14 protein-coding genes are annotated in these 13743 nt (G+C 49.3%); 8 read left to right on the top strand and 6 right to left on the bottom strand.

Annotated elements, in window-relative coordinates:
- Positions 1 to 35 precede the first annotated feature (35 nt).
- Positions 36 to 1472: an MFS transporter gene (locus HCH49_RS11130; protein ID WP_221702692.1), complete on the bottom strand. Its 1437-nt coding sequence runs from the start codon at positions 1470 to 1472 to the stop codon at positions 36 to 38.
- A gap of 107 nt (positions 1473 to 1579) precedes the next feature.
- On the opposite strand from HCH49_RS11130, the gene HCH49_RS11125 reads away from it, so the two are divergent.
- Positions 1580 to 2449, top strand: coding sequence for a helix-turn-helix transcriptional regulator (locus tag HCH49_RS11125; RefSeq protein ID WP_221702691.1), 870 nt, complete (start codon positions 1580 to 1582; stop codon positions 2447 to 2449).
- Positions 2450 to 2464: 15 nt separating this feature from the next.
- Here the strand turns inward: HCH49_RS11125 and HCH49_RS11120 are convergent, their stop codons facing one another.
- The 3 genes from HCH49_RS11120 to HCH49_RS11110 all read right to left on the bottom strand — a co-directional run bounded on the left by HCH49_RS11120 (position 2465) and on the right by HCH49_RS11110 (position 4616).
- Positions 2465 to 3073: a helix-turn-helix domain-containing protein gene (locus tag HCH49_RS11120; RefSeq protein ID WP_158002599.1), complete on the bottom strand. Its 609-nt coding sequence runs from the start codon at positions 3071 to 3073 to the stop codon at positions 2465 to 2467.
- A 298-nt stretch (positions 3074 to 3371) separates the two neighbouring features.
- Positions 3372 to 3941, bottom strand: coding sequence for a fimbrial protein (locus tag HCH49_RS11115; protein ID WP_221702690.1), 570 nt, complete (start codon positions 3939 to 3941; stop codon positions 3372 to 3374).
- Positions 3942 to 4616: a molecular chaperone gene (locus HCH49_RS11110; RefSeq protein WP_033144841.1), complete on the bottom strand. Its 675-nt coding sequence runs from the start codon at positions 4614 to 4616 to the stop codon at positions 3942 to 3944.
- Between the two features lie 285 nt (positions 4617 to 4901).
- On the opposite strand from HCH49_RS11110, the gene HCH49_RS11105 reads away from it, so the two are divergent.
- From HCH49_RS11105 to HCH49_RS11075, 7 genes are all read left to right on the top strand, one after another.
- The gene (locus HCH49_RS11105; protein WP_033144842.1) at positions 4902 to 5450 is read left to right on the top strand and encodes a fimbrial protein; all 549 of its coding nucleotides are present in this window, start codon (positions 4902 to 4904) and stop codon (positions 5448 to 5450) included.
- A gap of 78 nt (positions 5451 to 5528) precedes the next feature.
- On the top strand, positions 5529 to 6062 hold the full coding sequence (locus HCH49_RS11100; protein ID WP_050595273.1) for a fimbrial protein: 534 nt from the start codon (positions 5529 to 5531) through the stop codon (positions 6060 to 6062).
- A gap of 6 nt (positions 6063 to 6068) precedes the next feature.
- Positions 6069 to 6800, top strand: a complete 732-nt coding sequence (locus HCH49_RS11095; protein WP_223998124.1) for a fimbria/pilus periplasmic chaperone — start codon at positions 6069 to 6071, stop codon at positions 6798 to 6800.
- A 22-nt stretch (positions 6801 to 6822) separates the two neighbouring features.
- Complete coding sequence (locus HCH49_RS11090; protein WP_221702689.1) at positions 6823 to 9456, top strand: fimbrial biogenesis usher protein; 2634 nt, start codon at positions 6823 to 6825, stop codon at positions 9454 to 9456.
- Positions 9457 to 9470: 14 nt separating this feature from the next.
- On the top strand, positions 9471 to 10010 hold the full coding sequence (locus tag HCH49_RS11085) for a fimbrial protein (RefSeq protein ID WP_049015676.1): 540 nt from the start codon (positions 9471 to 9473) through the stop codon (positions 10008 to 10010).
- 9 nt (positions 10011 to 10019) lie between these two features.
- A complete protein-coding gene (locus HCH49_RS11080; protein WP_033144845.1) occupies positions 10020 to 10547 on the top strand; it encodes a fimbrial protein in 528 nt (175 codons plus the stop codon).
- A gap of 85 nt (positions 10548 to 10632) precedes the next feature.
- Positions 10633 to 11598: a fimbrial protein gene (locus tag HCH49_RS11075; protein WP_221702688.1), complete on the top strand. Its 966-nt coding sequence runs from the start codon at positions 10633 to 10635 to the stop codon at positions 11596 to 11598.
- A 42-nt stretch (positions 11599 to 11640) separates the two neighbouring features.
- Here the strand turns inward: HCH49_RS11075 and HCH49_RS11070 are convergent, their stop codons facing one another.
- Both HCH49_RS11070 and HCH49_RS11065 read right to left on the bottom strand, forming a co-directional pair.
- A complete protein-coding gene (locus tag HCH49_RS11070; RefSeq protein ID WP_214538193.1) occupies positions 11641 to 11793 on the bottom strand; it encodes a hypothetical protein in 153 nt (50 codons plus the stop codon).
- Positions 11794 to 11956: 163 nt separating this feature from the next.
- Positions 11957 to 13672 (bottom strand): O-antigen ligase, encoded by a 1716-nt coding sequence (locus HCH49_RS11065; protein ID WP_221702687.1) that lies wholly within the window; start codon positions 13670 to 13672, stop codon positions 11957 to 11959.
- Positions 13673 to 13743: the final 71 nt, after the last annotated feature.

Here is a 13743-nt window from a genome sequence, read left to right as displayed (position 1 = left end):
TGGCGGCTGCGGATCTATTATGCAAATTCCCGGGCTTATTTGGTGGCCTGGCAGACCTTCACCACCGGCAGGCACAGGCGATGGCGGATGCGCAGCGTCGCCAGGACAAGCGCCACCATCATCGCCGTTTCCACCATCAGGAAGACGTTCACCGCCTGGGTGTAATCCCCGTGATGGTTCTGCAGCGCGTGGAGCAAAATCGCGCCAAAAATGGCCGGGCCAAGCCCCAGCGCGGCCTGCTGCAGCGTGCTGAGAATGGCGCTCGCGGCCCCGGCGTCGTCAGGCTGAATATCGCGCATCCCGATGCGGTAGAAGCTGTTCACGATCAGCGCCTGCCCGTAGCCGACCAGCCCGGTCGCGGGCGCCAGCGTCAGGGCGGTATTCTCCATTCCCCAGACGCGGAACGTGGCGATCAGCGCCAGCAGGCCGGCAATCTGGATCGCCAGACCCGTCAGCAGAATGGTACTGGTGCTGTAGCGAGCAATCAGCCTCGGCGCGAACCACGCCGAAATAAAGTAAGTTACGCCCAGCGCGATAAAACTGTTTCCGGACTGCCACGGTGCCATCCCCAGACCGGTTTGCATGGTCAGCGCCATACAGAACATAAACCCGGACCAGACGCTGAAAAAGAGCATCGCAATCAGAATGCCAAAGCGAACGCTGCGAAGCTGCAGCAGGCGCGGCGGGATCAGCGGGTGGGCATTCTCACGCTCCTTTTTGCGCGCATTCAGCGCCGTCAGCCAGCCCAGCGGAATAATGGCGAGAAGCATAACCTTCAGCGGCCACGACCAGTGCCACTGGGGGCCGAGCGCCATCGGGAACAGCAGGCAGCAAAGAATGATCGCCAGCAGCACGGTTCCGGTCCAGTCGATCCGTGACGGCGTCTCGCGACGGGTTTCGGGTACGAAATGGCGGCTCAGCCCCAGCACCACCAGACAGATCGGCACGTTGATGAAGAAGGCGTTACGCCAGCCCAGCCCGGCGATATCCGCCGACACCAGCCAGCCGCCGCCCATCTGGCCGACGATAAACGCAATCCCACCGATGCCGCCAAACAGGCTGATGGCCTTAGCGTGCGCCGTACCTTTCAGCGTCACGTGCAGCGTGGCAAGAATTTGCGGCACGATCAGTGCCGCTCCCGCCCCCTGAACGATGCGCGCGGCCAGCAGCTGTTCAATGTTCCCCGCCATCCCGCAGAGCAGCGAGGCCAGGCCAAAGCTCGCCACGCCCCACATGAACAAACGCCGACGGCCAAAGTTATCCCCCAGCTTGCTGCCGAGCGCGAGGCAGACGGCGAAGGCCACGCCGTAGAGCGCGACAATTAGCTCCAGCTCGGTGGCGGTGGCGTTCAGAGAATGGGTGATGGCATCAAGCGCGACGTTGGTGATTGAGGTATCAATCATCGGCAGCATCTGGCCGGTTAGCAGCAATATCAGGCCAGCGCGGCCCGGTGAAACAACTGACGTATTCATGGTAACTCCATTGCGTCATTCAACAGATGGTCGTAGCATCAACCATCTGATAAACGGGTACCAGTTCTTGCTTATACTGGTACTGGCACTACCATGCAGGGGGATTTATGGCCTTGATGTCTGAACCCGTCTTCTCACTTCAGGATGACACCCGAAAACAGCTGGGGGCATTTTTACGCGCGCGACGCGAAAGCCTCGATCCGCAGCGTCTCGGCCTGCCGCGCAGCGGTCGTCGCCGCACGCCGGGTCTGCGCCGGGAAGAGGTAGCGATGCTCGCGGACGTGGGCGTGACCTGGTACACCTGGCTTGAGCAGGGCAGGGACGTCAATCCGTCCAGCGTGGTGATGGCGGCTGTGGCAAAAGCGCTGCAATGCACCCCGACCGAGGCCCGACACCTGTTTGTGTTAGCCGGGTTGCCGCCGGGTGAAGCGCCGCAGGCGGTTTGCTGCGAGGGTATCAGCGAGGGCACGCGCCGCCTGCTGGATACGCTGATGCCTAAACCCGCCAGCATTCAGAAACCGAATTTCGACATCGTGGCGTGGAACGACAGCTTCGGGCACCTGATGGGCGTCGATTTCAATGAAATCCCGCCGGAAGACCGCAACTGTATTTACCTGTTCCTCACCCACCCGGCGTGGCGCGCGCGTCTCGGCAGGCGTGACGATGTGCTGCCCATATTTGTTTCCTATTTCCGGGCGGCGATGGCCGAGCATCGGGGCGATCCGCTGTGGGAGGCCAAACTGGCGCGCTTCTTTGCGGTGTCGGAAGAGTTTAAAACCCTGTGGCACCAGCGCAACGACGTGCGCGGCGTGGAGAACCAGCTTAAGCTGTTTACCCATCCCGAGCTGGGGGATTTTACGCTGCAGCAGATGTACTGGTACTCCGCGCCGCGAAACGGATCGCGGCTGCTGGTGTATTTACCGGTGGATGAGGCGGGAGAAAGGGCAATGGCATGGTTGGCGGAGCAGAACAAATAAACCTGGTTTACCGGGTCAGTAGTTATCCGGAAGCCTGTTTATTGCCATTAAGAGCCCACGTTCAATTTTAATATAGTTGCCTGTTTTCAAATCGCTCAGGATCTTCATAATTCGACTGCGCGAAAGATGAGTCTTTTCCTGTATGTAGTCACAGGCATTAACAGACAGACGAAGGTCTTCCTTCTCTGTCATCAGTGACACAAGATTAAGGCGAATTAACTCATAAGTAGACAACCCAACCGAAGTTTCATGAGCTTCCAGTAATCGTTTAATGGCGTACATATACGAATAGGCGGCCTCCTGCCAAAGATTGCGATTGTTAATAATTGCAAATGTAGATTTTAGCGGTTTGATTTCATATCTAATTTCACCGCAGGCCTGCATATAAAATCCCGCATTGGTATCAATAAGATTATTCATACCAACGATCATCGGGGCTTCGATAAACTTCAGCAGAAGCCGGTCTCTCGTGCGGTAGACGGCGACGATGCCGGAATGGAGTATGAATGTCATTGGTTTTTCATGCTGATCCAATGAAATGATTTGCCGTTGGTGTCCTACCCTGACGCGCTCCGGTTCAGAGAGTTCATGTATAAGTTTTATAATATAATTTTCAGGTTTCATAGCGTACAACATACCCTGAGAAATATCACTACGAGTATTTCAGAGGTTGATAAAAGTAGTGGAAGTGAGAACAAGGTTATAAATGACACCATGGGCACACGCAATATATAACATGTTATCTTATAGAGGCTGAGAGGATGAAGGATGTTTAACGTACAGGCGATGAGGAAACCGCGTTGAATGCAGCCAGCAAAGACGCAAAACGAGAGAAAATCATGATATCCCTTTCAGCACCCTACAATGAAAAAAGACCGGAAACGACCATCCTTGAGCCGTATCCGGGAGAAAAACCCGTTTGTTAGTTATACGTGAATGACATCGTGATAACGGAGCTGATTTTTCCCGGTGTCGCGCCACCGTCTTTACTGAAAGCGCGAGTATGCATCTTAAAGGTGGGGGTCGCGCCTGCGGAGGCAATATCAATAGTCGCCGTTTTGCCGTTGCCGTAAGCTTCATTAGCCAAACCTTCAAGCTGAACAGCGATGTTTTTGGCCGCTTTGTCTTCTCCCGCATCTACCGCCGTGTTGCTGTACAGCGTGTTAGGATCGCCAGCATCGGCTGTGCCATGGAATGTTGCGGTTATCGTTGACGTACCCGCCGGACAGCTTTTGAAAACGACGTTAATTGGTACCCATGCAGAACTGCTTCCTGCTGCGTTCAGATCGGCGCTTTGCAGTTGATCGCCTAAAGAGATGTTTAACGACTCACTTCCCGTATCGATTACGCAAGGTGAGGCGACAATATTGCCCGTTACGGTAATTTGTACTGGGTCAGCGGCAAACGCGGAGTGAGCCGAGACGACAGTAAGAAAAATACAGGCTGTTGATGATAAAAAGAATTTTTTCACATTGAACATAGTAATGGCCATTTAAGCAGATTTTGAGTGCATCTTGCCCACAGCGCCGAAGTCGCTAATGACGCTGAATTGAATATTTCCGGAATTAACCCCCGCAGGGAGCGTAAACGATGTTGTTTTGCCCGGTGATGCATAGGAGACATTCGTAAGTTTTTTTCCGGCAACACTTATTTCATTGAAATTAATGTAGCAGGGGGTCGGATTGTTGATATTCAGTTGGTTGCCGGAAATATGCCAGCTGAGTTTGTCGCTTTCTTTCTCTACGTCCAGGTTTTTCAGCGAGTCCGGGCGATAAATCAGTTTGATGCTGGTTGATACCGCAATTTGTAGCGTATTTTTTTCACGTGGCGCTGAAGGGATCGCCTTAACACGTAGCCAGAACATGGACTCTTTATCTTGTGGAAGATTGCCTGACTGGATAACGCGCATTAGGTTTTCTTTCCCTCCATCAAGGCGATAAAGCGGAGGGGTGATGATGAAGGGCGGTTTTTGCTGACTACTCTCAAGATTATCGATAACCGTCTGAATAAGATAAGGACTACTGTCTGGATTACGAACGCTGAGTGACACTTCTTTTTTTGCACCTGCATAGACGAGGCGTGTTCCGCCAATATTGACCGTTGCGTGAGCCATCTGGCAGGTGGCGGCGACAGTGCAGCCAAGCAGTAAAATAGTAATAATTTTCACGGTAAAACTCCGAGAGATAATATATGTCTCCTTAATGGGAAAGACAGTTTTCCATGCTGATGCTGTAATTCTAAGTGCCGCTAAGGGTATTGTCCTTCTAAACAATATCCTATTTAGGATCCAAGAAAGGATCGTATTTCATTTTGACTAAAAAGTTAATATTGTAAAAATACCCTTGTAAATAAAATATTGTTACAACATGCTGAGTGTTTTTTCGCTGAAAAATAATGTTTTATTTGTGAGAACAGGATTTTTCTTTTTTATTATAGGTATCTGGAGTTTTAAATGAAGAAGCATATGTTAGCTGTAGTTATGGCATCTATTATGGCAAGCGCTACCTGTGCACAGGCGGCAAGCACTACGACCGTTAACGGTGGTAATATTAAGTTTATGGGTTCTGTGGTAGACGCACCGTGCGCTGTTGCCCTGGAATCTGAAGACCAGGTTGTCCATATTGATCAAATTACGTTGAAAAGCCTCGGCGCTAAAGATGCCGTTTCTGGCCAGTCTAAGCCGTTCTACGTGACCCTGACTAACTGCGATGTCAGCACTTATACGAATGCCGCTATCAGTTTCAGCGGTCAGTCAGACGCTATAACTGCAGGTGCTTTGGCTAACACCGCAGGTTCTGGCGGAGCAACTGGCGTGGCTTTGCGCCTGTTTGGGCCAGATGGTAAGGCGATGGATGTTAACTCTGGTACCGCATCTGACACCATTCCGCTGTCAAAAGGCGACAACACCATTCCTATGAGTGTTGATTATCTGACAACTGGCGATAAACCAACTGCGGGTGCTGTTGAAGCTGTTGCAACATTCCAGATCATCTATTCCTGATTGCTTTATTTATCCCCCTCTGGAATTCCGGGGGGGATATTTCTGGCGCTTCATCATTATTTTTTTATTGAGATAAACATGTTTCGTCTGATAGCACTGATAATTTTCATTCAACTGCTATTGATTCAGCCAGGTATTAGTAGCGATATATCAACCGTGGGAAAAGTGCATTTCTATGGTGCTGTGGTTAATAGCTCATGTTCAATTGATACGCAGAGTTTTGACCAGAGTGTCATGATGGGTCAAGTCCGCACCGGTTCATTTTTAGGGCCAGGAAGTTGGGCTGAACCGGTCACCTTCTGGATTAAGCTTGAAAATTGTGCCACTTCAACCAGCGAGTCGGCAAGCGTCACCTTCAACGGACTGGCTGATCTTAAGGATCCACAGGTCTTTCAGGCAGGTTTTGGCTCTGGTGCTGCAAAGGGCGTCGGAATTGGTATTTTTGATATGAGAGGCAACCAGGTGATCCCTGATAGCCAACCTCTCGCAAAAATGCCGCTGATTGCGGGAGAAAACACATTACTGTTTACCGCCCGATATCGCTCTGTATCGATGCCCGTTACGGCGGGGGATGCCAGTGCGGCCGTCACTTTCTCGGTGATTTATCAGTAAGTAAAAATGGATAAGTACTCACCAGGATGTTTTTTATTTTTTTGGATTTTTAAAATGAAAACCTTTATTTCAACGTTGCTCTTATTAATGATCTGCTTGGGAAATAGTCATTTAGTTTATGCAGAAGGGATCGCGCTGGGGGCCACCCGAATCATTTATCCGCTGGGTGAAAAACAAACCAGCATCAATGTTGTTAACACCAATAAGAAAGAGACGTTTTTGGTGCAATCTTGGGTATCCGATCCGCAGGGTAATAAATCCACACAGTTTACCGTGACGCCGCCATTGTTTGTGATGAAGCCTGAAAAAGCGAACGTTCTGCGCATCATGTACGTAGGCCCAAAACTTCCGGAAGATCGCGAGTCAGTATTTTACTTCAATAACAAAGCAATACCTTCACTCGATAAAAAACAACTCCAGGGTAATACCTTACAGATCGCTACGCAAAGTGTGATCAAATTATTTGTTCGCCCTGCGCATTTAAAAATGAAATCAATGGATGCACCTGCAACGCTGCGTTGCCAGCGTAGTGGAAAAAGCATCACCATTACAAACCCTTCTCCCTATTTTGTTTCGCTGGTGAAATTCAGCGTTGGAGGGAAAGCATTGCCGAACAACATGGTTCCCCCAATGGGTAACCTTCAGGTAACGGCGCCGGATAATGCCCAGGGCAGTATATCTTTCCAGACCATGAATGACTATGGCGCAGTAACCCCAGCATTAACATGCAATGCGTAATGCAGACAGGTCATAAGTTGTTATGAAACTTCGAAAACAAGCTCGAATGATTAATGCAGTCCGCTGGCGGTTATCTCCATTAGCGTTAGTTATTGGATCGGGTTTATTTTCCGGTGTTTTGCATGCAGAGAACTATTTTAATCCGGCTTTTTTGGCGGATGGTGAAAATCAGGTTGCCGATCTATCCCGCTTTGAAAACGACGGCAGCCAGGCCCCTGGGGTATATCGCGTAGACATTTATCTCAATAATGATTTTATCACCAGTCATGATGTCGAGTTTCAGGCCCGGCAAACGCAGAATTCCAGCGCCCCGTCATCCTCCGATGAAACAGGTTTAACCGCCTGTTTATCCGGAAAAGTATTGGATGGTCTGGGTATCGATCTAAGTATTCCGCAAGCCCGAAAACAGTCTGTAGACGGACAGTGTATCGACATCGCGACTTTGATTGAGGGGGCTAAAGCCAGTTTTGATTTTAGCAAGCAGCGCCTGGATCTCAGTGTGCCACAGGTTGCGCTTAAAAATAGCGCACGGGGCTACATTCCTCCGGAAAAATGGGATCAGGGGATCAACGCCCTGCTTCTGAACTACAACCTGAATGGCTCGAGACGAAAAGACAGCAGCGGCGAAGGTAGCAGCAATTTTCTGGGGCTAAACGGCGGCGTTAACCTGGGAGCATGGCGTTATCGTGACTATTCTACATTTAACCGTAGCACCAGTAGTAATGGAGAGACAACCAGCCAGTGGCAACATATTAGTGGTTTTCTGGAACGCACGATCATCTCGCTGAAAAGTGAACTGACGGTGGGTGACAGTTATACCAGTGGTGACGTGTTTGACAGCGTTAGCTTCCGTGGTGTTCAGCTAGCCTCAGACGACAATATGTTGCCGGACAGCCTGAAAGGCTTCGCCCCAACGGTGCGCGGTATTGCAAAAAGCAACGCTCAGGTGACGATCAAACAAAACGGATACGTTATTTATCAGACTTACGTAGCGCCTGGCGCCTTTGCAATAGACGATCTCTTTCCGACATCCTCAAGCGGGGATTTGACGGTAGAAGTAAAAGAGCAGGATGGTGCTATTACCTCCTATTCTGTCCCTTATTCCGCCGTCCCGTTACTACAGCGCGAAGGTCGTCTGAAATATTCTGCCACAGCCGCGAAGTACCGCACCAGCAACGAACAGCAAGATCAAGTCTCTTTCGCACAAGGAACATTAAGCTGTGGCTTGCCGCATGGTTTTACGCTGTATGGCGGCGCACTGCTGTCTGACAATTACAAGGCAATGGCGATCGGGACGGGGGTCAATATGGGCCACTGGGGCGCGCTGTCTGCGGATGTCACTCACGCCCAAAGTACGCTTATTGATGAGACCGAGCATAGCGGTCAGTCATTGCGTTTGCTTTATGCAAAATCGTTAAACGAAATAGGAACTAACTTCCAGTTATTGGGCTATCGCTATTCAACGTCAGGCTATTACACCTTTACGGATACTACGTACAAGCACATGGATGGCTATAACAGCAATCCGCTGAACGAGGATGATGATGATAACAACGATGTGCCGCACTGGTTCGACTACTACAACCTCTATTACACCAAGCGCGGAAAGTTGCAGGTCAATATTTCTCAACAGCTGGGTGGTTTTGGCTCCATTTATCTCAGCGGAAGCCAGCAAAGTTACTGGCATAACGATGATAAAGATACGCTGGTGCAGTTTGGTTATAACACCACCTGGAAGGATATTAATATCGGTTTGAGCTACAACTACAGCCAGATGTCCGGCCAACCCGTAGCCGACAAAATGATTGCATTCAACCTGTCGTTACCGATCGGTAAATGGCTCTCAGCGCAGGGAGCCTCGTCGTCAAATAACGCATTTGCGACGTACAGCATGAACCACGATAACCACGGTAGCGTCACCCAGAACGCCGGGATCAGCGGTACTCTGCTGGAAGGCAATAACCTGAGCTACAGCGTTCAGCAGGGCTACGGTAATCAGGGTACAGGTAATAGCGGTAATGCCAGCCTTGCTTATCAGGGCGGATATGGTAATGCCAACGTAGGTTACAGCTACGACAGTAGTAATTCTCAGCAGGTGACCTACGGCGTCGCGGGCGGCATCGTGGCGCATCGCCACGGCATTACTCTGAGCCAGCCGCTAGGGGAAACGAATGTCCTGGTTGAAGCGCCGGGTGCGGATAACGTTAAGGTTGAAAACTCCACCGGCGTGAAAACGGACTGGCGTGGATATGCTGTTGTGCCTTTCGCAACGACCTACCGTAAAAACCGTATAGGCCTGGACACCACAACACTGGGTGACAAAGTTGATCTTGAAAACGCGGTAGTAGACGTTATACCCACGCGAGGTGCACTGGTTCGTGCAACATTCCAGGCGCATGTCGGAAGCCGGGCATTATTTACGTTGATGCACAATAACAAACTAGTTCCCTTTGGGGCGACGGTAACACGAAATGATAATGGTATGGGTAGTATTGTAGGAGATGACGGACAGGCGTATTTGTCCGGGCTGGCACCGAAAGGTGAGTTGCAGGTGCAGTGGGGAGAAGGGGCTGAGCAAACGTGCCGGGCGAACTACCAGCTCCCTGCTGATGCAGAGAATTCCGCCATTACCCAGATGAAAGTCATTTGCCATTAAAAAGGATGCAAACGGTGGAATTGAATTTGAAATGCTTTTTTGTCGTGACTCTGACGCTGCTGGGGGGGATTTTTTGTGTTCCCTTTGCATCGACAGCAGATTCGACGTTAACGATAGCGGGCAATATTATTGCCAGTGGTTGTACTGTTCGATATCCGACCCCGACGGTGATGATTGGTGTATTTTCTGGGAAAGATTTTCCTACGGTAGGAAGCACCACAGCATTCAAAGCTATGAATATTGATTTAAAAGATTGCTATTCAAAATTAAAAAATGTTCAAGTGAGTTTTTCAGGTGTTACGGATAAAGATAATCCTGCTTTGTTGGCGATAACCGATATTGGGAAAGACAAGGTGTTAGCGACGGGGGTGGGAGTTGAATTGCTCGATAATAATTTTAAAACATTGCCATTTAATAGCGAAAAGCCATTGGTATATGAGCTCGACGGGGAAGAAAATACGCTATCATTTCTAATGCGTTACAAGTCGACAAAAGCACAGGTGACGCCAGGAGATGCCTCTGCTGTGATGTATTTTGATTTAATATATCAGTGAGTTTTTATAATGAAAAACACAAGGCGTTTTTTTATAATGTGCTTGCTTTTAAATGTATTCATATTTGATGTTGAAGCACATGATGGTACTGTAACTATATCTGGCACAATACAAGATAATACATGTGAGCTGGCTACAGACTCGCAAAATAAGACCGTTGAAATGGGTGTGCTGGCAGTCAATCAGTTTACAAGGAAGGGTAATCAAACGCCAGAAAAGGCCTTCTCAATTAATCTTATTAACTGTGGGCCTGCGGCAAGTGAAGCTTCTGTTACCTTTTCAGGTACACCCGACCCACAAGTCAATACCCTCTATTCTCTCGACCACAGTTCCGATGCGGCCACAGGTATTGCGCTGGGAATTTATGATAGTAATGCCCAACCGATCGCTCCGGGTGCTCAAAGCTTGGGTGTTGCGTTGGAACCAGGCCAGACATCAGTTGAGTTGGCGTTTACAGCGCGCTATGTATCTGTTGACGATAACGTTGAGATGGGGAGTGCGAATGTATATGTTACGTTTATAGTCAACTACGCATAATAAAATGCTGGAAAGGACAGAGAAATAGTAGATTTTTTTGATTATGCTAATAATATAACCGCGTCCACAAATTTTTAGGTATTCTATGTTCTCTTTTTTACGTTATTTATGTTTATCTACACTGTTATTTTCAACCCATTTACTTGCTTGCAGTGCAGATGCTTATTTTGGTCCAACAGATGACGTTCATTTTAATGATATAATAGTGCAGCGAGATACCCCTGTTGGGACTGTTATTGCATCAGTGGCCGGTGAAATGAGTGGTGGTGAGTATTATTACGGGATTACTGACTGTGATATATATGTTGCAATGAATTATCAAGGGGCTGTTCCAGCACCAATAGAGCATGTTTATAATACAAATGTTCCAGGGGTAGGCATTCGTTTTTATTTGTCTACGTGGTCGCATGGCGGCGTTTACGCTTCACCTACACCAGGCACTTTTTTGGATCATTTTTCAACAGCCATGAGCTATGGAATTAATCCCCCTGTTGTGGATTTAATTAAAACAGGAAATATTACGTCAGGATCTCTGGCAACTGGGAGTGTAGCTCATGTATATGCTTTGAATAATGAGAATACAAACGGGGATGTGACATGGAGCATAAATTCGCCTGCGGTTATTACACAAGTCGCCTGTGCCATAAATTCAGGTCCGTTGTCATTTCCAATTGGCAATGTTTTATCGGCCCAGTTTATATCTACTGGAACCGTATCTCAGGAAGTAAAAACCGTTGATTTAAAACTAGACTGTGATCCTGAAGCGAATATCAATTTCACATTGACTGGTGTACAAAACCCCGACTCATCAGACAGTAGTATTTTGGCATTAACGGGGCAGGGCCAGGACGATGCTAAAATTGCGGATGGTATTGGTGTCCAGCTTCTTTATAATGATAAACCGCTGAAATTAAACGAAAGGCTGGAAATTAAACATTCCGCTGGCGGAAACGAAATTTTCCCTATTACTGCTCGATACATTCAAACTAAAGATAAGATTAAAGCTGGCATTGCAAATACCACCGCAACGTTGAATCTGACCTACCAATGACCTTCAATATGACAAACCGGGCAGGATGCCCGGCCTCACGTTTTACCCACGCTTCATATCAATACGCTGCATAAACCGTTTCAGATCGCGCGCTTTCCTTAATGCCAGTTTCGATACGACTTCAGCGGGTACCGGTTTTTCGGGTTTAGGCAGCGCCATTACCACCGTTCTTCCCTCTTCAACTACAATCTCCACTGGCGCACTTCCGTACCGCGTTCATCACCGGATTTAATTACAGGTGTAATAATAACCAGAAGGAAGGAGAAGTCTGTTTAAAAATACTTAAGCCTGCATTTATGACTTACCTAAATATATAAAAACCGCGTTAATCAATGCGGTTGAAATAGATTTCGATCCCCTATGATTTAAATCGAACGTCCCACGGCATTAGCCGATGTGCCCGCTGTTTTAATTTTTCTGCATCACCCTGACGATGTGAAAATAATAAAATATTAACCTGATCGTTCCAGGCGTCCTCTTCCATATGCAATTTTATCCATTCACCATTTTCTTTGGCGTATCGTTCCAGCTCATCGATATCGCCCGTCTGGTTGAAATGCCACAAATGAAGCTGGCTAAGATCGCGCTGATAGCGCATCTGCATGAGCCCCGGCACGTGTAAACCGGTAATGCTCTCAGGGAAAGCAAGTCTGCCCGTCTCAAAATTTCCCAGCACAATGCTGGCAAAAAAAAGCTGTGCAGAAAGCACTAAGCCATACAGTGCGATGAACACCAGCGGCCAACGTAACCGCGAACTGCGAACCTGAAATGTGCGGAGTTCTCCGTCTGCCGAGGCCATTAAAATCAGAATGGCAAAATAGTGCGCCACGGAATAATAGAGTGGAAACTCCACCTGAGTGTGCAGCAGAATCGGCAAGGTGGTGAGCAGTGCCGCCCACTGCCACAGGCTTTTTCGCCTCAGGAAAAGAATTATCCAGCCCCGCAGGAGACACAGCCCGCCCGCCAGCGCCATCACGCCGCCCTCCGCCCAGATAAACAGCGTCTCATTGTGCGGGTGTTGCATCATTTCCCGGCTTGGATTATCGAACGGCAGCGCGGCCATAAAATTCTGGAAGGCGGGTTCAAACATTCCTAACCCCCAGCCCCGCCAAGGATGAACGCCGATCATACGTAGCGTGTACTCCAGGGTTAACATCCGCTGATTGCTGGAGCTTTCGTGCGCGAGGGATGCGTCCAGAGGCTGATTCAGCAGCAGCGTGCCTAAAAGCCCACCCGCGAACGGCAAAAGGACCACCAGCAGGCGGCGACAACGTGTCGTTCGAACGCGAAAACGCGGGTGGCTGAACATCACCGATACGCACAGAATGCCGATTAACCCGCCGAGCCAGCCGGTGCGTGAGTGAAACACAACCAGCGTGGCCGATATCACTATGATGCTGACACAAATAAACAGCAGGCGATACGATTCTGCGCGAACCCGGTAACAGACGCATCGAGCATCGGCAAGAACAAACAGCAGGGCGACCAGCCCCGTCGCCAGAAATGAAGCGGTGACATTCAGTTGCTGAAATATACCCGGTGCGTAGCCAGAATAATTTTCAGCCAGGTTATTGAGCGGGAAGGGGAGATACGCCGGGCAGTAAAGCCCCGCCAGCGAAATCAGACATTCCACAACGGCAGCGATAGCCAGCAGATAAAAAATCCCTGTGGTTTCTTTCTCCTGAAGAGGAACCTGAAGCAGAGTCACGAAACACATCACTCCGCCCCAGATCCCGACCAGCCGGGGTAGGGCAGTCGGTAAGCCTTCAGAAGGAGACCAGAGGATCGGCAGCGTAAACAGAACCGCGCTCGCCAGCATGAGTATGCTGGTGCGTGTAATACGCACGGTTGCCGTACGCAAAAAAAGCCATACCAGCAGCGACAGCATGGACATCACGCCCCAGCACAGCAGGTTCATCGGCAGGTTCATGCCGTAATCGCCGTTGTTAGGCCAGGGGATATGGAGTAGCACCAGCCAGTAGAGGCTGAAAGTGGACAGTATCAGCACGCGTATCGTGCGGGCGTTTAGCAATATATTTGCCAGCGTAATCAAAGAGGATGTCAGCGTGTTCATTAGAGCCTGAAGAGGGTAAATCATGATTGTATTTACCCCCTCCGACAGGGGCTAACGCTCCTGCGTCCATT

Origin of the sequence: Enterobacter sp. Y17, from assembly GCF_019730495.1 — a bacterium.
GTDB classification, from domain to species: Bacteria; Pseudomonadota; Gammaproteobacteria; order Enterobacterales; family Enterobacteriaceae; genus Enterobacter; species Enterobacter asburiae_B.
Note: the sequence above shows the minus strand (reverse complement) of the source record. Positions and strands in the feature narration are given on the sequence as shown.

Excerpts from the sequence above, each read along its gene's own strand:
- HCH49_RS11130 (WP_221702692.1), bottom strand. The coding sequence starts at position 1,472 with ATGAATACGTCAGTTGTTTCACCGGGCCGCGCTGGCCTGATATTGCTG.
- HCH49_RS11125 (WP_221702691.1), top strand. The coding sequence starts at position 1,580 with ATGGCCTTGATGTCTGAACCCGTCTTCTCACTTCAGGATGACACCCGA.
- HCH49_RS11120 (WP_158002599.1), bottom strand. The coding sequence starts at position 3,073 with ATGAAACCTGAAAATTATATTATAAAACTTATACATGAACTCTCTGAA.
- HCH49_RS11115 (WP_221702690.1), bottom strand. The coding sequence starts at position 3,941 with ATGGCCATTACTATGTTCAATGTGAAAAAATTCTTTTTATCATCAACA.
- HCH49_RS11105 (WP_033144842.1), top strand. The coding sequence starts at position 4,902 with ATGAAGAAGCATATGTTAGCTGTAGTTATGGCATCTATTATGGCAAGC.
- HCH49_RS11100 (WP_050595273.1), top strand. The coding sequence starts at position 5,529 with ATGTTTCGTCTGATAGCACTGATAATTTTCATTCAACTGCTATTGATT.
- HCH49_RS11095 (WP_223998124.1), top strand. The coding sequence starts at position 6,069 with ATGGATAAGTACTCACCAGGATGTTTTTTATTTTTTTGGATTTTTAAA.
- HCH49_RS11090 (WP_221702689.1), top strand. The coding sequence starts at position 6,823 with ATGAAACTTCGAAAACAAGCTCGAATGATTAATGCAGTCCGCTGGCGG.
- HCH49_RS11080 (WP_033144845.1), top strand. The coding sequence starts at position 10,020 with ATGAAAAACACAAGGCGTTTTTTTATAATGTGCTTGCTTTTAAATGTA.
- HCH49_RS11075 (WP_221702688.1), top strand. The coding sequence starts at position 10,633 with ATGTTCTCTTTTTTACGTTATTTATGTTTATCTACACTGTTATTTTCA.
- HCH49_RS11065 (WP_221702687.1), bottom strand. The coding sequence starts at position 13,672 with ATGAACACGCTGACATCCTCTTTGATTACGCTGGCAAATATATTGCTA.